The organism is Spongiactinospora gelatinilytica (assembly GCF_003236385.1).
In the GTDB taxonomy this organism is placed as follows: domain Bacteria; phylum Actinomycetota; class Actinomycetes; order Streptosporangiales; family Streptosporangiaceae; genus Spongiactinospora; species Spongiactinospora gelatinilytica.
In genome coordinates this window covers 1-18,113 of sequence record NZ_POUA01000130.1, presented here as the reverse complement: position 1 = coordinate 18,113, position 18,113 = coordinate 1, and the positions used below count along the sequence as shown (strand labels likewise).

General features: G+C 70.4%; 19 protein-coding genes. 14 read left to right on the top strand and 5 right to left on the bottom strand.

Annotated elements, in window-relative coordinates; all coding sequences use genetic code 11:
• Nucleotides 1–878: NAD-dependent epimerase/dehydratase family protein (locus C1I98_RS17825; RefSeq protein ID WP_199537013.1), on the bottom strand; the 878-nt coding region annotated here is incomplete at its 3' end.
• A 124-nt stretch (nucleotides 879–1,002) separates the two neighbouring features.
• Entirely contained in the window at nucleotides 1,003–1,833 is an 831-nt protein-coding gene (locus C1I98_RS17820; RefSeq protein WP_146607496.1) for an AfsR/SARP family transcriptional regulator, read from the bottom strand.
• Nucleotides 1,834–2,075: 242 nt separating this feature from the next.
• Between C1I98_RS17820 and C1I98_RS17815 the strand changes: the two genes are divergently transcribed.
• The 9 genes from C1I98_RS17815 to C1I98_RS17775 are packed head-to-tail and all read left to right on the top strand — an operon-like array spanning nucleotide 2,076 to nucleotide 12,438.
• On the top strand, nucleotides 2,076–4,160 hold the full coding sequence (locus C1I98_RS17815) for an Agd3-related carbohydrate-binding protein (protein ID WP_199537012.1): 2,085 nt from the start codon (nucleotides 2,076–2,078) through the stop codon (nucleotides 4,158–4,160).
• Nucleotides 4,157–5,575 carry a GT4 family glycosyltransferase PelF gene (gene pelF / locus C1I98_RS17810; RefSeq protein ID WP_111168577.1) on the top strand — a complete coding sequence of 473 codons (1,419 nt, stop codon included), beginning with the start codon at nucleotides 4,157–4,159 and terminating at the stop codon, nucleotides 5,573–5,575. Before C1I98_RS17815 ends, pelF begins: the two co-directional genes overlap by 4 nt.
• On the top strand, nucleotides 5,572–6,972 hold the full coding sequence (locus C1I98_RS17805) for a hypothetical protein (RefSeq protein WP_111168576.1): 1,401 nt from the start codon (nucleotides 5,572–5,574) through the stop codon (nucleotides 6,970–6,972). The genes pelF and C1I98_RS17805 overlap by 4 nt, the downstream gene beginning before the upstream one ends.
• A gap of 22 nt (nucleotides 6,973–6,994) precedes the next feature.
• Nucleotides 6,995–7,717 carry a sugar phosphate nucleotidyltransferase gene (locus tag C1I98_RS17800; RefSeq protein WP_111168575.1) on the top strand — a complete coding sequence of 241 codons (723 nt, stop codon included), beginning with the start codon at nucleotides 6,995–6,997 and terminating at the stop codon, nucleotides 7,715–7,717.
• Nucleotides 7,714–8,601: an NAD-dependent epimerase/dehydratase family protein gene (locus tag C1I98_RS17795; protein WP_111168574.1), complete on the top strand. Its 888-nt coding sequence runs from the start codon at nucleotides 7,714–7,716 to the stop codon at nucleotides 8,599–8,601. The genes C1I98_RS17800 and C1I98_RS17795 overlap by 4 nt, the downstream gene beginning before the upstream one ends.
• Nucleotides 8,598–9,473, top strand: coding sequence for a glycoside hydrolase family 191 protein (locus tag C1I98_RS17790; protein ID WP_111168573.1), 876 nt, complete (start codon nucleotides 8,598–8,600; stop codon nucleotides 9,471–9,473). The genes C1I98_RS17795 and C1I98_RS17790 overlap by 4 nt, the downstream gene beginning before the upstream one ends.
• A gap of 24 nt (nucleotides 9,474–9,497) precedes the next feature.
• Nucleotides 9,498–10,805 carry a nucleotide sugar dehydrogenase gene (locus C1I98_RS17785; RefSeq protein WP_111168572.1) on the top strand — a complete coding sequence of 436 codons (1,308 nt, stop codon included), beginning with the start codon at nucleotides 9,498–9,500 and terminating at the stop codon, nucleotides 10,803–10,805.
• Entirely contained in the window at nucleotides 10,802–11,749 is a 948-nt protein-coding gene (locus C1I98_RS17780) for an NAD-dependent epimerase/dehydratase family protein (protein WP_111168571.1), read from the top strand. Before C1I98_RS17785 ends, C1I98_RS17780 begins: the two co-directional genes overlap by 4 nt.
• Nucleotides 11,749–12,438: a hypothetical protein gene (locus tag C1I98_RS17775; protein ID WP_111168581.1), complete on the top strand. Its 690-nt coding sequence runs from the start codon at nucleotides 11,749–11,751 to the stop codon at nucleotides 12,436–12,438. The genes C1I98_RS17780 and C1I98_RS17775 overlap by 1 nt, the downstream gene beginning before the upstream one ends.
• A 172-nt stretch (nucleotides 12,439–12,610) precedes the next feature.
• Here the strand turns inward: C1I98_RS17775 and C1I98_RS43965 are convergent, their stop codons facing one another.
• The gene (locus C1I98_RS43965) at nucleotides 12,611–12,832 is read right to left on the bottom strand and encodes a hypothetical protein (protein WP_111168570.1); all 222 of its coding nucleotides are present in this window, start codon (nucleotides 12,830–12,832) and stop codon (nucleotides 12,611–12,613) included.
• 103 nt (nucleotides 12,833–12,935) lie between these two features.
• Nucleotides 12,936–14,138 carry a hypothetical protein gene (locus tag C1I98_RS17765; protein WP_111168569.1) on the bottom strand — a complete coding sequence of 401 codons (1,203 nt, stop codon included), beginning with the start codon at nucleotides 14,136–14,138 and terminating at the stop codon, nucleotides 12,936–12,938.
• A 244-nt stretch (nucleotides 14,139–14,382) separates the two neighbouring features.
• Here C1I98_RS17765 and C1I98_RS17760 point away from each other — a divergent pair, with 244 nt between their 5' ends.
• The 3 genes from C1I98_RS17760 (at nucleotide 14,383) to C1I98_RS17750 (ending at nucleotide 16,812) form a co-directional block, all read left to right on the top strand.
• Nucleotides 14,383–14,973: a hemerythrin domain-containing protein gene (locus C1I98_RS17760; RefSeq protein WP_233507956.1), complete on the top strand. Its 591-nt coding sequence runs from the start codon at nucleotides 14,383–14,385 to the stop codon at nucleotides 14,971–14,973.
• A gap of 9 nt (nucleotides 14,974–14,982) precedes the next feature.
• Nucleotides 14,983–15,162: a hypothetical protein gene (locus tag C1I98_RS17755; protein WP_111168568.1), complete on the top strand. Its 180-nt coding sequence runs from the start codon at nucleotides 14,983–14,985 to the stop codon at nucleotides 15,160–15,162.
• A gap of 102 nt (nucleotides 15,163–15,264) precedes the next feature.
• Complete coding sequence (locus C1I98_RS17750) at nucleotides 15,265–16,812, top strand: FAD-binding oxidoreductase (RefSeq protein ID WP_158558082.1); 1,548 nt, start codon at nucleotides 15,265–15,267, stop codon at nucleotides 16,810–16,812.
• Nucleotides 16,813–16,819: 7 nt separating this feature from the next.
• On the opposite strand, the gene C1I98_RS42945 is transcribed toward C1I98_RS17750, so the two are convergent.
• On the bottom strand, nucleotides 16,820–17,014 hold the full coding sequence (locus C1I98_RS42945) for a hypothetical protein (RefSeq protein WP_199537014.1): 195 nt from the start codon (nucleotides 17,012–17,014) through the stop codon (nucleotides 16,820–16,822).
• Nucleotides 17,015–17,059: 45 nt separating this feature from the next.
• Between C1I98_RS42945 and C1I98_RS17745 the strand changes: the two genes are divergently transcribed.
• Both C1I98_RS17745 and C1I98_RS45065 read left to right on the top strand, forming a co-directional pair.
• The gene (locus C1I98_RS17745) at nucleotides 17,060–17,755 is read left to right on the top strand and encodes an amidohydrolase family protein (protein ID WP_233507955.1); all 696 of its coding nucleotides are present in this window, start codon (nucleotides 17,060–17,062) and stop codon (nucleotides 17,753–17,755) included.
• A partial coding sequence (locus C1I98_RS45065) for an amidohydrolase family protein (protein ID WP_267898056.1) occupies nucleotides 17,655–18,113 on the top strand: 459 nt, incomplete at its 3' end. The genes C1I98_RS17745 and C1I98_RS45065, both read left to right, overlap by 101 nt.

The window sequence follows — 18,113 nt, the reverse complement described above, 5'->3', positions numbered from 1 at the left end:
GCCTCTACACGCCGCCCCGAACCTTTTCCGCGAGCCCGGCGACGAGGGCCGTGCCCGCGAGAGCAGCGGCACCCCACAGCAGCGCGGTGATCCCGGCCGCCTCCACCACGACGCCGGCCAGCAGGTCGGAACGGCGGGCGGGTTCTCGACATCACTCGTTCACATTGAGCCGACCGGCGGCGATCAGTTCTTCCACGGAGTCGCGGACGGCCTCCAGGGAGCTGTGGCGGGGGCGGTGGCCGAGCAGGCGGGACGCCTTGTCCATGCTGCAGTGCGGGCTGGTGGAAGCTCTCGCCGACCGCGTTGGCGGGGGTGGCGAGGGCGTCCATGAACAGGCGTGCCACGTCGTCGGCGTGGACGTGTTGCAGGGTCTCCATGCCCAGGTTGGGCAGGGTCACCTTCGAGCCGTCGGCGAGCGCCTGGAAGACGGCGAGGTCGAGGTTGCCCGCCGGGTTGATCGGCACCCAGCCGCGTCCGGTGATGTGGCCGGGGTGGATGATCGTGGCAGGGAAGCCTTCGCGGTGGGCCTGGTCGAGCAGGTACGCCTCGATGGCGGCCTTCGCCCTGCCGTACTCGCCGATCGGCCGCCGCGGCGAGTCTTCCGTGGTGGGCAGGCGGACGCTGGGGCCGTGTACCCAGATCGTGCCGCAGTGCAGGAAATGCCGCACCTTGCCGGACAGCGCCGTAACCATCTGCCGGGCGCTGGGCTCGTCGAAGCAGATCAGGTCGATGACCGCGTCGGGTCGCAGCGCGGCGACGCGCCGCCCGAAGGAACCGTCCGCCTCCTCCCTGACCCGGTCGGCGGTCACCGACGTGACGCGCCGCCAGGCGCCGTGCGGGCGGTACGGGGTCCGCTGGCCCCGGCTCACCGCGATCACGTCGTGGCCGCATCCGCCAGCCGGGGGACCAGATAAGAGCCGATATGTCCGCTTGCTCCGATTACCACTACCCGCATGCGCACAGCATAAGATCCGCCAAGCAGGAGATCCGCCAAGCATGAGTTCAGCGGTGCCAGCGCGAGCAGTGCAGGCAGTACTTCCCGTGTTCGTGCCGGTTGGTGTGCGTGTGGTGGCCTCGGGTGTGCCAGGTCAGGGTGAGCGATGAGTCACTGGCCAGGATCGCCGCCTCCAGACGCCGCAGTTCCGGTGAGGGCTCCAGGCCCAGGTCGTTGCTGAGGATGTGCCACCCGTCGCGGTACACCTTCAGCGCCTCGGCCTGACGGCCGCTCTGGTACAGGGCCAGCATGAGCTGGCCGCGCAGGCGTTCGCGCAGCGGATACTCGCGTACCAGGGCGAACAGTTCGCCGATGAGGTCGTCGGGCCGGTTCAGGCGCAGGTCGGCGTCGATGCGGTCGCTCAGCGCGGCCATCCGCTCCTCGTCCAGCCGGGCCGCCTGCCGCTGGAGGAACGGAATGTCCTCAAGGCCCGACAGCGCCGGTCCGCGCCACTTGCCCAGACCGGTGCGCAGCAGGTACGCGCCCTTGGTCACCTGGCCCGCCTTCAGCGCCTGACGGCCCCGCCTGACCAGTTGCTCGAACTCCCACGCGTCCACCGAGCCCGGCGAGACGTGCAGGATGTAGCCGCCCGACTCGTGGGTGATCTCGACGGCCGCCTCCAGCGTGCGTCTCAGCCGGTGGAGCTGCAGGCGCAGCCGGCTCTTCGCCCGGTCGCCGTTGTCGTCCGGCCACAGCGAATCGATCAGCAGGCCGCTTCGCGCGACCGTGCCGCAGTGGCAGAGCAACAGCGCCAGGAGGATCTGCTGGTTGGCCGAGCGAATCGGTAATCGGCGGTTCGCAACCAGGACTTCCAGCACGCCTAGAATTCCGAACTGCATCAGCTCCCCCTTGCGGGACAGCGGAACGTATCGCACTGATCATAGAGCCGGTATCCGCCCATGGTAACCGGCCTTTGAAATCGCTGTGAAACTCAAGTGAAACGCCCGGACTTGACACTTCCTGACGAACTCACGTTTCCCGCCCCTCACTCGGTGCTCAGGGAGTTTCGATGAACGTCTTCCGGTGTGCCCGGCGACCTTACTCGCCAAGGTTTCGGCGAGTTACCGCGCTGGTCAGTGCGATGGTGCTGTTTTCCGGTCTGGTGTCCGCCGACATCGGACCGGTCTACGCGAGCGAAGCCCACGCGCACGACGGCCACGCCCACGCCGCGCCGCTCAAGGCGCCCGTGGCGCGTCCGAAAGTGGACATGCTCGGGCCGCTCCCGGTGAAGAAGGGCAAGGTCCCGCTGTGGCGCTCGGCCAAGGCCGCCACCTCCGCCCCCGCGCGCGCCGCCGCCAACGCCGGCCGGGTCGGGCTGCGCGCGCTGGTCGTCGCGCTCGACGCGACCGACTGGGGCCTCGCCACCTGGCGCAGCGCGCTCGACCGGGTCGGCGCGCAGTACGACGTCCTGCACGCCAAGACCCAGCCGCTGAACGCCGCCGACCTGCTCGGCGCCGACGGCGCGGGCAAGTACAACGCGATCCTGCTCACCAACTCCGGGCTGATGTACGTCGAGGACGACGCCTACCTCAGCGCGCTCACCACCGAAGAGTGGAACCTCCTGTGGGCCTACGAACGCGACTACGGCGTCCGCCAGGTCTCCCTCTACACCCCCTACGGCACCTTCCCCGAGGACTACTGCCTGCGTTCGGTCAGCGAGGGCGGCGTCGGTGAGACCCCGATCAGCGCCGCGCTGACCGCCGAGGGCGCCGCCGCCTTCGACCACCTCAAGCCCGGCATCGAGCTGCCGATCTCGCTCTCCTACGTCTACCGCACCAAGATCGCCACCGGCTGTGCCGCGACCCCCGTCCTGACCATCGACGACGACGTACTCGGCGTGCGCACCACCTCGGCCGACGGCCGCGAGCGGATGGCCCTGACGTTCACCTCCAACCAGTACCTGCCGCAGGCCGACCTGCTGACCTTCGGCCTGTTCCACTGGGCCAGCCGCGGCCTGTACCTCGGCGAGCAGCGCCACTACCTCAACACCGACATCGACGACTGGTTCAACTACACCGACCACCTGCACTCGGACGGCACGATCGAGACCGACCCGGGCTTCCGCCTGACCCGCGCCGACGCCGCCAGCACCTACGACAAGCAGAACGCCTTCCGCCAGGCCAACCAACTGGCCGCGGACTTCACGCTGAACATCCCCTTCAACGGTGAGGACGCCGACCCGCTGGCCCCCGCCTCATGCGACGCGCCCGTCCCCGACCGCGACGCCCTGACCAGCTACTCCCGCTGCCGCGCCGACGCCTTCCGCTGGGTCAACCACACTCTCACCCACCCCAAGATGAACACCACCGACTACGCCACCAGCCGCGCCGAGATCGCCGACAACCTGACCAGGGCCACCGCCATCGGCCTGACCGTGGACCCGGCCGTGCTCAAGACCGGCGAGTACTCCGGCCTCGGCGTCTACCACTCCGACCCGAACAACGACATCGACCCGCCCACCGACCACGGCCTGGCCGCCTCCAACCCCGAACTGCTGCGCGCCGCCAAGGACGTGGGCGTCGCCTACCTGCACGGCAACATGTCCTTCCCCAGCCACGTCCCCTCGTGCTTCAACTGCGGCATCAGGCACCCGATGGAGCCGGCGCTGACGATCGTCCCGGACTGGCCGACCAACATCGCCTACCACACCACCGCCCCCGACGAGGAGACGTACTTCTACAACGCCTACTACGGCCCCAACGGCAAGTTCCCCTACTGGCCGGAGGACCAGACCTACGAGCAGATCCTCGGTCACGAGAGCGACGTGGCCATGCAGCACGTGATGTCCGGCTCGGTCTACTCGCACACCTTCCACCAGGGCAACCTGCGTGACTACGGTTCCGGCGAGAGCCTGGTCTTCGACTGGTTGCAGGCGGTGCTCGACAAGTACAACGCCTACTACAACGTGCCCCTGCTCAACCCGGACTGGACCGCGCTGGCCCGGTACGTCGACCGCCGCACCACGCACTTCGCCGGCCTGGCCGGGGTGAGCGCCGTCTACGACGCCGCCGCGGGCACGATCACGTTCAGCTCGGCCGCGGACGCCTCCGTCTTCGCCACCAACGCCGACGCCACCGGCGCGGAGACCTACGGCAGCGACAAGGTGGCCCACCTCGCGCTCACCGCGGGGACCCCGCTCACCGTCCCCGCGAGCGTACGGCCGTGAAGGTGACGTTCGTCTCGGAAGGGACGTACCCGTACGCGATGGGCGGCGTGAGCGTCTGGATGGACCAGCTCATCCGCGGCATGCCCGACTATCGCTGGGAGGTGGTGGCGATGACCGTGGACGGCGCCGAGCGGTCCGTGTGGGAGTCGCCGCCCAACCTCGACCGGGTGGTGTCCATTCCGCTGTGGAAGCCCCGCGCCCGGCGCCGGTCCCGGTCGCCGGCGCGGGACTTCGCCGACGCCTACGGCCGGTTCCTGGAGATGGTCCTCGCGCCGGCCGTGATGGGCGAGGGCAGCGCGGAGTTCCTGGCGGTGCTCGAATCGATCTGGGAACTCGCCGGTGAGAACGGCGACCTCGTGGCCGCCCTCACCGCCAACCCGTCGCTGACGCAGGTCATGGACGCGTGGCACGGTACCAGGACCGACGGCATCAACCTGGCCGACGCGATCAACGCCGGCCACCTGATGGGCCACATGCTGCGCCCGCTGGCCGAGCCGCCGCCGCGTACCGACCTGGTCCACGTCGCGATGAACGGCCTGAGCATGCTGGTCGCGATGGCGGCCAAGTGGCGGTACGGCACGCCGGTGGTGCTGTCCGAGCACGGCGTGTACCTGCGGGAGCGGTACCTGCAATATGTCAACGAGCCCGCCTCGCACGCGGTGCGGGTGCTGCTGCTCAGCTTCTTCCGCAGGCTGGCCGGCGCGGCCTACGTGGCGGCCGACCGGATCGCGCCGCACTCGACGTACAACAAGCGCTGGCAGATCTACAACGGCGCCGACCCCGAGCGCATCCACGTCATGTACAACGGCGTCGAGCCGGGCGACTTCCCGCAGGCCGAGACCGAACCGGACGAGCCGACGGTGGTCTTCATGGGCAGGATCGACCCGCTGAAGGACCTGCACACGCTGCTCCGGGCGTTCGCGCTGACCCGCGAGAAGGTGCCGGGCGCCCGGCTGCGGATATTCGGCGGCGTGCCCGAGGGCAACGAGACCTACCACGAGAGCTGCCTGGCCCTGATCCGCGAGCTGGACCTGGAGGGCCACGCCGTCTTCGAGGGACGCGTGGCCGCCCCCATGGCGGCCTACCACGCCGGCCACGTCGTCGCGCTCACCAGCATCTCCGAGGGCTTCCCCTACACCGTGGTGGAGGCCATGGCCTGCGGAAGGCCGGTGGTGTGCACGAATGTGGGCGGCGTGGCCGAGGCGGTGGGTGATGCCGGGCTCATCGTGCCGCCCCGCGACCACGCCGCCGCCGCCGACGCCTTCGCCCGGCTGCTGCTCGACGCCCCCTTGCGGCAGCGGCTGGGCGGGAACGCCCGCGCCCGCGTGATGGAGCGGTTCACCCTGCGGCAGTCGCTCGACGACTACCGCGGCGTCTATGAGGAACTGGTGCGGCCCGCGACGGCGCGGGCATGACGACGGCGGACGCAGGAGGCACGGCACCGCGGTCGATCGACGAGCTGATCGGATCGGTGGGTACGTTCATGTCCAGGGCGGTGGAGGCGCAGCAGGTGGCCGCCATCCTCGAATCGCAGGGGCTGAACGACAAGATCGCCCGCGAGCGGTACGGGCATCCGGACGTCTTCTCGCTGGCCGTCGCGGCCTACTCGCGGATCGCCGAAACCCGCGAGCCGGGCCCGGCCACGGAGGAGGTGCTGCCCAGGGCCCGCCCGGCCGCCCAGATGGTCCACGGGCTGCTCTACGCCCTGCCCGCGGTGCTGCTCCCGGCCGCGTCCGGTCTGGTGGGAGCGCGCTGGCTGATGCCGGGGATGGTCCTGACGACCGGTCTCGGCTGGATACTCAGCAGCACCGCGGCCCAGATCGCCTACTCGCTGATCGGCCGTGGCATGCCCGGCTCGGCGGGCCGGGTGCTGAGGTCCGGGCTGCTGCTGGGCGTGCTCGCGGGCGTGCTCATGTCCGCCACGCTCGCCCTGTACCGGAACGGTCCGGCGGCGCTGGTGGCGCTCGGCGCGACGCAGATGGCCTTCCAGCTCTCCTCCGGCATCCTGCTGCTGTACCGGCGGGAGAAGCGGCTGGCGGTGCTGATGCTGCCCGCGGCGGCGGCGGGCGTGGTCTACATCGGCGTCGGCGAGCCGGAGGCCGCGCTGTTCGCCGTCTGTCTCGGCGTCGCCTGCGTCGCCGCCATCACCGGCGCGGCCGTACGCCTCACGCTGCGCACCACGAAGAAGGAGCCCGCGCTGCGCACGCTGCTCCGGGCCGACCTGCGCGGCCTGCTGCCGTCGTTCGTCTACAGCCTGCTCAGCGCGACCTTCCTGTTGCAGGCCGAGGCGCCCTATGTGCTGGACCGGATCGACATCGCCGTGGCGGGCGCCGGGCTGGTCCTGGGCATGGGCGTGCTGGAGTACCGGGCGCACGCCTTCGAGGACGAGGCCAGAGCCCTGATCCGGCGGGTGCGCTATCCGGCCGAGTTCATCAGGAGGGCGGCGGTGGCGCTGGCCAGGGGAGTGGTGCTGTGCCTGCTGGCGCTGTCCGTGCTGGCCGTACTGCCGCTGGCCTTCCTGCACGCCACCGGCGCGCTCTCGCACGAGAGCGTGGTCATGGCCGCCGCCCACGTGACCGTCGGCGGCGCGTACTTCCTGGGATTCCTGCTCGCGAACCAAGGCAAGGTGGTGCTCCTGTGCGTGGCGCAGGGCATGGCGCTCGCCGTTCATCCCGGGACGAGCCTGCTGCTGCCCGCGGCTCACGTGCCGCTGGCGGACGTCGGGCTGTTCCTCGGCGCGGCGGCGCTGTTCCTGCTGCTACTGCTCGTCCTCGCGGCATCCGGCCTCAGGGACGTGCACCGGTTCTGCTGATCGATACGAAGTGAGGTGCGTCATGCACGTCGTCATACTCGCCGGAGGCAAGGGAGTGCGCCTGCGGCCGTACACCTCCGCGCTGCCCAAGCCGCTGGTGCCGATCGGCGAGGAGTACGCCATCCTCGACATCATCCTGCGGCAACTGCACGCGCAGGGGTTCACCCACGCCACGCTCGCGGTCGGCCACCTGAGCCCGCTGATCAGGGCGTTCGTGGGCGACGGGTCGCGGTGGGGCCTCGCGGTGGACTTCACCGAGGAGGTCACCCCGCTGTCCACCATCGGCCCGCTGTTCCCGATCAGACAGCGGCTGCCCGAGCACTTCCTGGTCATGAACGGGGACGTGCTCACCACGCTCAACTACGCCGACCTGCTGTCCAGGCATGTGGCGGCCGATCTCCCGCTGACCGTGGCGACCTCCCCCCGGGTCGTGAAGATCGACTTCGGCGTGCTGGAGACCGACGGCGGGCGCATCGTCGGGTTCAGGGAGAAGCCGCTGCTCAGCTACCTCGTCAGCATGGGCGTGTACGCACTGTCCCGCGAGACGATCGCGCGCTACCCGGAGGGCATCTCGTTCGGCTTCGACGACCTGGTGCTCGACCTGCTCGCCCGGGCCGAGTACCCGGGGGTGTACGAGTTCGACGGCTACTGGCTGGACATCGGGCGCCCCGACGACTACGACGAGGCCAACGCCCACTTCGAGGAGTTCAAGCCGCTGCTGCTGCCCTCGGAGGCGGTGCGATGACCACCGTGCTGCTGTTCGGCGCGACCGGGTTCCTCGGCCGCGAGGTGCGGTCCAGGCTCGCCGCCGACACCAGGCGGCTCCGCGTGGTGTGCCCCGGCAGGAACATCCTTGACCTGCTGCGGGCCTCACCCGGCGAGGCGGCCGGGCTGCTCTGCGAGGTCCGCCCGGCGGCGGTGATCAACTGCGTGGGCCGGATGGGCGGCGGGTACGACGTACTGCTGCGCGGCAACGCGGGCGTCTCGGCGCTGCTGATCGAGGCCATGACGGCGGCGGAGTCCTCCGCCCGGTACGTCCGCCTCGGCTCGGCGGCCGAGTACGGCCCCGGCGTCCCCGGGACCTCCACCGGCGAGGACGCCCCGGCCCGGCCGGTGAGCGCCTACGGCGTCGGCCATCTGGCCGGGACCCTGCTGGTCGGCCAGGCGGCCCAGGAGGGCAAGGTGGACGGTGTCACGCTGCGGATCTTCAACCCGATCGGGCCGGGCACGTCCGCCGAGAACGTGCTCGGCCGGGCGCGCGAACTGATCGGGAAGGCCATCGCCGCCCGCTCCCCGCACATCCAGCTGGGCCCGCTCGGCGCGTTCCGCGACTTCGTGGACGTCCGCGACGTCGCCGACGCCGTCGTACGCGCCGCGTTCGTGCCGGAACTGCCGGAACTGCCGGGACGTGTGCTCAACGTGGGCAGCGGCCGGTCCGTCGTGGTCCGCGAGCCGGTGCGGCTGCTGGCCGAGGCCATGGGCTACGACGGCGAGCTGCGCGAGCGCGGAACGGCGTCGGCGAGGTCGCCGGCCGTGGACTGGAGCAGGGCCGACATCACCAGGACCGGCCGCGTGCTCGGCTGGCGGCCACGGCACTCGCTGGCCGAGTCGGTCAAGGCGATGGCATGAGAAGCCTGCTGGTGGCGGCGCTGCTGGCCGGGCTGCCCGGCTGCCCGGCGGCCGTCCCGCCCGCGCCCGGCCTGAGCGGTGTCACCTCGTTCACGTACGTCCTGGACGGCTACCCCAAGGGCCGCCTGGACGCCGTGGCCCGCGCGCCGCAGCCGCTCGCGATCATCGACCTGTCCCGCGACGGGACCACCGCGGGCTACTTCACCGCCGCCGAGATCGCGCGGGTCAAGAAGACCGGCAAGCGCGTCCTGGCCTACATGGAGATCGGCTCGATCGAGCGGTTCAGGTCCGAGGACGCCGGTGACCTCGCGCTCAACACCTGGACGGACTGGCCGGATGAGCGCTTCGTCCGCTACTGGAAGCCCGCCTGGTGGTCGCGCGTGATCAAGCCCCGGCTCGACCAGGCCCTCCGGGCCGGCTTCGACGGGGTGTACCTGGACACCCCGCTGGCGTACGAGGAGATCGACCTGTCGCTCGTCCCGGGCGAGACCCGGCACACCCTCGGCCGCAAGATGACCGGCCTCATCGTCAGGATCAGCCGGTACGTCAAGCAGGCCAGGCCCGGCTTCCACGTCGTCCCGCAGAACTCCCCGGAGCTGCGCCACCACCCCGGCTACACCGCCGCCATCGACGGCATCGGCATGGAGGAGCTGTTCTACGAGGCCACCGACCGGCGCTGCACGGCGAGCTGGTGCCGGGAGAACCTCACCGACGCCCTGGCGCTGCGTCGCCAGGGCAAGGCCGTACTGGCCACCGACTACGCCACCCGGCCCCGGAACGTCCGGGCCGCCTGCGCCGGCCACCGCCGGCACGGATTCGCGGGCAACGTCACCGTGGTCGCCCTCGACCGCGTCAGTCCCCCCTGCGCATGAGACGAGCGGAGAAAGGAGCACGAGATGCCGAAGACAGTCGGCGTTGTCGGTCTGGGCTACGTAGGGCTGACGCTGACCGCGGCCCTGGCCGGCAGGGACTACCGGGTCCACGGCATGGACACCGACCCGGGCGTCGTGGCGGCGCTGTCCGCCGGGCGGGTCCACCTCTACGAACCGGGCGTCGCCGAGGCGTTCCAGCGCCACCTCGGTGAGCGGATCACCGTTTCCGGCGACCTGACCGCCGAACCCCTGGACGCCGTCGTCCTGGCCGTCTCCACGCCGGTGGACCTGTCCACGGGACGGCCCGACCTGCGCAACCTCGCCGCCGCCGCCGAGCACGTCGCGGCCAGGTGCGGCCCGGAGACGCTGGTCGTCGTCCGCAGCACGGTACCGGTCGGGACGAGCCGTGAGGTCGTGCTCGACGTACTGGCCGCGAGGTGGGGCCGGGTACGGCTGGTCATGGCCCCCGAACGGACGATCCAGGGGCAGGCGCTGCGCGAGCTGGTCGCGCTGCCCCAGGTGATCGGCGGCCTGGACGAGGAGAGCCTGCGGGCGGGCATCGACCTGTTCCAGGGGCTCGCCGAGCAGATCGTGCCCGTCTCCAGCCTCGAAGCCGCCGAGCTGGTCAAACTCTCCAACAACTGCCACACCGACCTGATCTACGCCTTCGGCAACGAGGTGGCGCTGATCGCCGAGCAGCACGGACTGGACCCGCTGGAGGTCGTCAAGGCGGCCAACGTCGGCTATCCGCGGCCCGACCTGTCCAAACCGGGATTCGTCGGCGGCGGATGCCTGTCCAAGGACCCGTACCTGATGATGGCCAGTACCCGGCCGGAACGGCGGCCGTACCTGGTGGGCGGGGCCCGGGCGCTCAACGAGCGCCTACCGGGGCACGTCGCCGAGCGGCTGGTCAAGCTGATCGGCCAGGCCTTCGGGACGACGGCGGGGATCACCCTGTCCGTGCTCGGCTGGGCCTACAAGGGCTGGCCCGCCACCGACGACATGCGCGGCACGCCGATCGCCGACATGATGCCGGTCTTCACCGCCGCGGGCATGCGGGTGCTCGGGCACGACCCGCTGGTCGCCGACGAGGTCATCCGCCGCTACGGCGGCGAGCCGGTCAGCCTGGACAAGGCGTTCGCCGCGGCCGACGCGATGATCATTATCAACGACCACCCCGACTACCGGGACCTCGCCGTCGATCTGCGGCTGGCCGACTCCGAGCTGCGAGTGATCTTCGACGCCTGGCGGGTGCTCGACGAGGCGTCCGTGACCAGGTACGGCGTGCGGTACGCCAGCATCGGGTACGTCGCCGGGGAGGCCGCCTTATGAAGGTCCTGGTGCTGGGCGGCGCCGGTTTCATCGGCCTGCACCTGACCCGCAGGCTGGTGGACGCCGGGCACGGCGTCACCGTCGTGGACGACTTCTCCCGCGGCGCGAGGGACACGGCGCTGGCCGAACTGGCCGGGCGGATCGACCTGCGCTCGGCCGACCTCACCGATCCGGCGGCCTACGCCGCCATCGAACGCGGCTGGGACCAGATCCACATGCTGGCCGCGGTCGTCGGGGTGCGCAACGTGGTGTCCGAGCCGACCCGCGTCATCAGGGTCAACACCCTGGCCCTTCTCAATCTGCTGGAGTGGATCGGCGCGGGCGAGCGGCTGTTCTTCGCCTCCACCAGCGAGGTGTACGCGGGGGGCGTGAGCGCGGGCGTGGTCCCGGTGCCCACGCCGGAGACCGTGCCGCTGATGATCGAGGACGTGGCGGCGGCGCGGTTCACGTACGCCATGAGCAAGATGCTCGGCGAGGCGGCGGTACTGCACGCCGCGCGGGCCAAGGGCTTTTCTGCCGTGGTGGGCCGGTTCCACAACGTCTACGGGCCGCGGATGGGGGCCGACCACGTCATCCCCGAACTGTCCCTGCGCGCGGCACGCGGCGAGGACCCCTTCCTGTTGTACGGGGCCGACCAGAGCCGCGCCTTCTGCTACGTGGACGACGCCGTCGAGGCGGTACTGCGGCTCATGGACGCCCCCCAGGCCGCCGGGCAGATCGTGCACATCGGCAACGACGCCGAGACCAACATCGGTGACCTGGCCAAACTGGTGCTCAGGATCGCCGGGCACACCCCCGTCATGCGGCACGTACCGGCCCCGCCGGGCTCGGTCGCGCGCCGCTGCCCCGACCTGTCGCGGCTGCGCGCGCTCACCGGCCACGAGCCGCGGGTCTCCCTGGAGGAAGGCGTACGCCGGACCTTCGCCTGGTACCGGGAGGCGTGATGTTGCCCATCGCGTTCTACTACGGGGCGGGGGAACTGGACCGGCTCTCCCGCTTCGGCAAGGTCGTCCTCCAGGCCGACTTCTACACCGAGGTGGAGCTGAGCCTGCTGAAGGCGCGCGGCGTCCAGACGCTGGGGTACCTGTCCCTGTCGGAGGACGTCGGGCCGCCCGCCCCCTGGCAGCGCCCCGAGCGCAACCCCGACTGGGGCGGCGCGTTCGTCCACGTCGGAGACCCGCGATGGGTGGCGCACGTGGTGGCCCAGGCGCGCAGGGCCATGGCGCGGGGGTTCGGCGGGCTGTTCCTGGACACGCTCAACCTGGAGCAGACCTATCCGGAGGACCTGCCGCACCTGCTGACCCTGATCGCGGCCGTCAAGGAGGAGGCCGGGCCCGACTACCTGCTGGCCAACCGGGGCTTCGGGCTGCTGCCCGAACTGGCGGACCTGGTGGACGGGATCTTGTTCGAGTCCTTCTCGGCCCGCTGGGTGAACACCGACGGGTACGCGCGCTGGCCGGACGACGTGCTCGAAGTACACGCCTCGGTGGCCGAACGGCTGCTCGGGCTGGACGTGGACCTGTACGCGCTGGACTACGCCGACAGCGACGAACTGGCGGACTTCGCCCGGCGGCGGGCGGGGGAGTACGGGATGTTGTGCTTCGTCAGTGACCGGGTGCTGTCACGGATCTGACGCGGGCGCCGCCCCGGCGGGGGCGGCGTCCGTGGTCATCAGGGGATGTTCAGCACGAAATCGAACGTGGCCTGGCGCGGGGGCCGGGTCGAGGAGACCGTCGTCAGCAGGCGGGTGTCGAACTCCAAGTCCAAAACGTTGCGCGGCTCGCCGGGGAAGAAGAGCTGGGTCGTCAGTACCGGGCGGTTGGACGCAGCGGGGAGGCCGGCCTGTATTCGGGGCCCTCGGGGGATGACGGGGTGCGCTCGGCGGGCGACTCGCAGTACGGCGTGGGCGCCATGTCCTGCGCGAGCGCGGGGGACCGCTGAAGCAGGACGGGAATCGGCGCGACCAGGATCGCGACCTTCAGCAGCGTCTTCCGGGAAACGACCCGGCCGGTGTACTCGGCGTCCACGGCGACCTCCTCTTTCCGGGGCGGCTTGCTACCCCAGAAGCTGACACCGCGCTTTGCCGCCGAGTACACCACATAAATCCTTAACCGGCGGGATATAGCTGTTTCAGCGGTTCATTCGCAGGCTGTGCACCGGGTGCGGGCCGTTGGTCTCCAGCCGGTACTCCTCCCCGGACTTGTGCACGTTGTCCTCGATCACCCGCTCGCTGGGCGCGCGCTCCCCGCCCATGATCTGCTCCTGCATCTTCTCGAACCGCTCGTGCGCCTCCTGCACGTATCCGGTGCCGAGCGTGGTGTAGTCGATCTGCGTGGCGATCAGCTCGCGAATGTAGTCCTTGTTCGGCTCGAAGGTGACCGGCTTGGGGAGTTCGGGGGCGAGGACCTGTTCCGGGTCGCGGCCGTCGTGCCGCTTGAACAGTTCCGCCGCCAGGCGCAGGTGCTCCAGTTCCATGTTCAGGTGCAGTTCCCAGATGGCCTTCACCCTGGGGTCGGATTCGGTCTCCATGAACGAGTGGTAGAGGTAGCACTCGTTGTATTCGTGGTTGAGCAGCATCTCCCACCAGGTCTCGCCCGGGTCCACCAGCGATTCGTAGTGGGTGACGTGCTCTTCTTCGATCAGCCCGATCTCCTGGTAGAGCTGGCGGGCGATCGGTTCCATGTAGAGCGGGCCGACGTTCATGTAGAAGTTCATGGTCTGCTGCTCGGTGGCCATGATGGTCAGCGCGTGCAGCTTGGAGACCGGCGCGACGACGGTCTTGTCGTACGGCTCGCGGATGTTGTCCACGGGGTCGCGGTGGTGCAGGTACGTCGGGCGGCCCGGCATGACCTCGGTCAGCGCGTCCACGATCTTCTCGGCCTTGCGGTGCTCGATCATCTCGTAGAGGTTGGCGTACCGGTACAGGTGGTCGAAGTCCTCCAGTACGCCGAACTGGTAGGCCCGTTTGAGGTATTCGTCCGGTTCCATGCGGGCCACCCAGGCGGTCAGGTCCACCGCGACCTGCTCGTAGGCGAGCGTGGTCTCCAGTACCGAGGCCAGGCCGGGCAGCAGCCAGTTGACCGCCTTCTGCTGCTGGGCCTCGATGTAGCGGACCCGGGCCAGGTGTCGTTTGATGTCGATGTCGGGGCAGTGCCTGGCCAGTTGGTGGCTGAACAGGATGGCCTCCACCTCGATGCCGTTCATGGTGATGATCCGGCATCGGGTGTAGGGGTCGGAGTGGTCGGGATCGATGGGGGCGACGTTGAGTTCCCGCCAGTTGCGGACCTGCCGGTCCAGCGGGATTCCGCGTTCGCGCAATGGGTTGAAGGACATCCGTGCCTCGCTCTCTCGGCTTTCGGGCCCTTGATGACGGCAGGAGCCCATCGCGCGGCTTACCCGTGAGTAGACAGGGTAATCTTGCGGTCATTTCCGCATTCGGTATACGAGCCGGTCGTCGTCCAGATGTTTCCTCTTCGGTGGCGAAAGTGACGTACCAGGTGTGTGTGTCCCGCCCTTCGCCGGGTAGAGCCCCGCGGTGTTCATGCACCACCAGGCGACCCGTGGAGGAGAGAGCGACATGGCCGAGCGGCAGACGGTTCCCGAGCGAATGGACGAGGCGGATGTCATCGATCTTCTGCTGGCGCAACACGCGCTGATCCGGGACCTGTTCGACGAGGTCGAGCAGGCGCCTGCGGAGCGGCGGGCGGAGGCGTTCGGGCGGCTCGTGCGGCTGCTGGCCGTACACGAGACGGCCGAAGAAGAGGTCGTGCACCCCTACGCCCGGCGCAAGTTGGACGGCGGCAGCGCCGTCGTGGACGACCGCCTGCGCGAGGAGAACGAGGCGAAGCAGTTCCTGCAGCAGATGGACCAGGCCGGGGCCGACGATCCCGCCTTCATGGAGAACCTGCAGCGGCTCCGCACCGCCGTCGAGGCCCACGCGCGCAGCGAGGAGCGGTACGAGTTCCCCAAGCTGCGCGCCCACACCAGCGACACCGAACGGCGGGGCATGGCCGCGGCCGTCAAGGCGGCGGAGGCCCTGGCGCCCACGCACCCCCATCCGGGCACCGAGTCGGCGGCCAAGAACGTGCTGATGGGCACCCCCGTCGCGATCATGGACCGGGCCCGCGACGCGATCCGCCGCGCCAAGGGCGAACCCACCACGGGATGACCAGGGTCTTTGGCCGGGCCGGCCGCGCTGTCGATCGACGACCTGTTCGTGTTCATGCTGGTGCAGTCGGCCTTCGCCGTCCCGCGCATCTACGCGCGGCGGGTCCTGCTGTACGGCATCACCCCCGGAGCTCCCCACCGCCATCTCGCCGCCCTACGTGACGGAAGGACTTACTCCCCAATGGAGTAACACTTACCGGCGGCGTTGATCACGCTCTTGTCCCGGACCGTACCGCGACGGCTACGCTCTGTGCCTGTCATGATCAAGCGGCTCGGATGGCGGGGGTGCCCGATGGGCGAGTGGACAGACGAGCGCGCGCCGGACCGGCGGGCGATGTTGCGGCTCGCCGCGCAGGCCACGGTGGCCGGTCTGGGCGCCGGCCTGTTGCCGGGAGCGGCTCAGGCCGCCGAGTCCATCCCTGAGGCACCACAGTCCCCCGACGAACGAGCCTGGCGGGAACTGCGCGGCCTGCTCGGCGAGGGCGGCCGGCTGCGCCGCCCCGGCGAGTCCGGCTACCTCGAAACGGCCCTGCCCAAGAACCGCCGCTACGCCAACGTACGCCCGGCCGGAATCGTGAGCTGCCGCAGCACCCAAGGCGTCAGCGTGGCCGTGCGCTGGGCGCGCAAGCACAGCGTGTCGCTGGTGCCCCGCTCGGGCGGCCACAACTACGCGGGCCACTCCACCACCTACGGCCTGCTCGTCGATTTGTCCCCGATGAACTCCGTACGCCCCCGCCGCACCGCCGGCCGCCCCCGCCTGATCGTCGGCGGCGGAGCCACCAACTCGCACGTCTACCAGAATCAGCGCTACGACCTGTACTTCCCCGGCGGCCGCTGCCCCGGCGTGGGCGTGGCGGGCCTCACCCTGGGCGGCGGCCTCGGCTTCAACGACCGCAAGTGGGGCATGACCTGCGACCTGCTCACCGAGACCGAGCTGGTGCTCCCCGACGGCACGGTGGTACGGGCCTCCGAGCGGGAGAACAGCGACCTGCTGTGGGCCTGCCAGGGCGGCGGAGGCGGCAATTTCGGGATAAACACCGAGTTCACCTTCGGCGCAGTGGACGTCTCCCGCCTGGTCTCCACGGTCTTCGACCTGACCTTCGACGCGGAACACGGCGTGGCACTGCTCCGCTCGCTACGGGAGATCATCGAGCGCGACCGGCGGCACGACTTCGACTGCCGCCTCCAGTTCTCCGGCGCCAACGGCCGTACCGGCCCGCAGGTCAACGTCCTCGGCCACTACCTCGGACGCCGAGCCCCCCTCGAACGCCTGCTCGCCGAGGTCCTCGCTCTCAACCCGACCCGCCGCTTCATCGACGAGCGTGGCTTCTGGCGCAGCCAGGAGTACCTTCTCGCCCCCGCCGAAACGACCGCCCTGGTCTCCAAGTCGCTCGCCCCGAGCGGCTGGCCCGACGACGACGCCGCCGAGGCCATCGTCGACTGGACCCGCCGCTGGCGCTCCCGCGGCCCGGGCAACACCGGCTACGTCACCCTGTTCGCCATGGGCGGCGCCACCGCCGAGGTCGCCCCCCGCGACACCGCCTTCCCCCACCGGAACGCGAAGTACATCTTCGACATCGGCGCCCGCTGGGCCCAGAACGCCTCCGATTACGTCATCGACCAAAGCCTCGCCGCCGTCACCGAAATGTACGACGACCTACGCCGCCGCGCCCACACCAGCGCCGCCTACGTCAACTTCCCCGACCCCGCCCTACGCCGCTGGTGGGACGCCTACTACGGCCCCAACTACCACCGCCTCACCAAGATCAAGCAGCAATACGACCCGACCCGCTTCTTCCGCCACGCCCAAAGCGTCGGCTCAGCCCTCACCGTCATGTGACCGGCGCTCAGCCCGAAGGCGACGGACGTGCTGCCGGGGTGAACGCGGACCTGCTGTGCGTGGCCCGCCATATCGCCACCAACCGGGTCAGTCTGGCGGTCAGTTCGTCCGGCGGTTTCCAGAACGGGATGCGCAGGTGGTCGCCGAAGCCCTCCACCGCCGAGAACACCAGGCCGTCACCTCCGCTCGCGTACCGGAGCACAGCGTCACCGGCCGCCTGCTCCGCCCCGGCGCGCGGGAGGCGCCGGTGACCACGCTGCGGTTCTCCGCCTCCGGCGGGACCGTCGAGAGCGCCGTGCCCTCCCAAGAGGGCACGGCCGAGGTCATCATCCCCGGCCTGGTCAACGCGCACGCCCACTCCGGGATGGCGGTACTGCGGGGCCTCGGCGACGGCCTGGCCCTGGAGGACTGGCTGAAGGTCGTCATGGCCGCGGAGGACACGCTGACCGAGGACGACATGCGGTGGAGCCTGTCCCTGGCCGTGTGCGAGATGATCCGCGCCGGGACGACGGCCTTCGCCGACATGTTCCACTGGACCGAGCCGCTGATCGACACGGTCATCCAGGCGGGCCTGCGCGTGGCGGCGGCGCCCGTGGTGTTCGGCGAGGGCATCACGCCGTACCTGGCCGCGGGCACGCTCGGCTTCCCGGCCCAGCTCGATCACATCGAACGGCTCGCCGCCCGCTACGCCTCCGAACCGCTTGTGCGGATCGCCTACGGGCCGCACGCGGTCTACACCTGCGGTGCCGACGTCTTCCGCGAGGTCGCCGAGCGAACCGCGGCCGGCGGTCTCGGTGTCCACGTACATCTGTCCGGAGACCTCGCCCGAGGTCGCCACCGCCCTGGCCGAACGGGGCCAGACGCCCATCGCGACCGCCGCGCGTACCGGGCTGCTCGGCCCCTCGACGATCATCGCGCACGCGACCAAGGCCACCGCCGATGACATCCGGCTGATCCGCGAACCCGGGGCGACCATCGCCCACAACCCCCAGTCCAACCTCAAACTGGGCTCGGGCATCGCGCCCGTGCGGTCCTTCCTCGACGCGGGAGTCCCGGTTGCCATCGGCACCGACGGGCCCGCCGCCGACGACTCCCTCGACCTCCTACGCGACCTGCGCCTCGCGGTCTCCCTCCAACGCGGCATCACCGAACGCGCCGACCATGGGACTCCGGCGACGCCCTCGCCGCCGTCACGGCGAACGGCGCGGCGGGCATCGGCTTCACCCCCACGACCCTCCTTGCCGGCGACCCCGCCGACTTGGTCGTCCTCGACACCTCCACAGCCCGCGCCCACCCCGTCC

Coding starts and splice junctions, on each gene's coding strand:
- C1I98_RS17795 (WP_111168574.1), top strand. CDS start 7,714: ATGACCACCGTGCTGCTGTTCGGCGCGACCGGGTTCCTCGGCCGCGAG.
- C1I98_RS17820 (WP_146607496.1), bottom strand. CDS start 1,833: ATGCAGTTCGGAATTCTAGGCGTGCTGGAAGTCCTGGTTGCGAACCGC.
- C1I98_RS17780 (WP_111168571.1), top strand. CDS start 10,802: ATGAAGGTCCTGGTGCTGGGCGGCGCCGGTTTCATCGGCCTGCACCTG.
- C1I98_RS17760 (WP_233507956.1), top strand. CDS start 14,383: ATGGCCGAGCGGCAGACGGTTCCCGAGCGAATGGACGAGGCGGATGTC.
- C1I98_RS17790 (WP_111168573.1), top strand. CDS start 8,598: ATGAGAAGCCTGCTGGTGGCGGCGCTGCTGGCCGGGCTGCCCGGCTGC.
- C1I98_RS17765 (WP_111168569.1), bottom strand. CDS start 14,138: ATGTCCTTCAACCCATTGCGCGAACGCGGAATCCCGCTGGACCGGCAG.
- C1I98_RS17785 (WP_111168572.1), top strand. CDS start 9,498: ATGCCGAAGACAGTCGGCGTTGTCGGTCTGGGCTACGTAGGGCTGACG.
- C1I98_RS17800 (WP_111168575.1), top strand. CDS start 6,995: ATGCACGTCGTCATACTCGCCGGAGGCAAGGGAGTGCGCCTGCGGCCG.
- C1I98_RS17750 (WP_158558082.1), top strand. CDS start 15,265: ATGGGCGAGTGGACAGACGAGCGCGCGCCGGACCGGCGGGCGATGTTG.
- C1I98_RS17775 (WP_111168581.1), top strand. CDS start 11,749: ATGTTGCCCATCGCGTTCTACTACGGGGCGGGGGAACTGGACCGGCTC.
- C1I98_RS17805 (WP_111168576.1), top strand. CDS start 5,572: ATGACGACGGCGGACGCAGGAGGCACGGCACCGCGGTCGATCGACGAG.
- C1I98_RS17815 (WP_199537012.1), top strand. CDS start 2,076: ATGGTGCTGTTTTCCGGTCTGGTGTCCGCCGACATCGGACCGGTCTAC.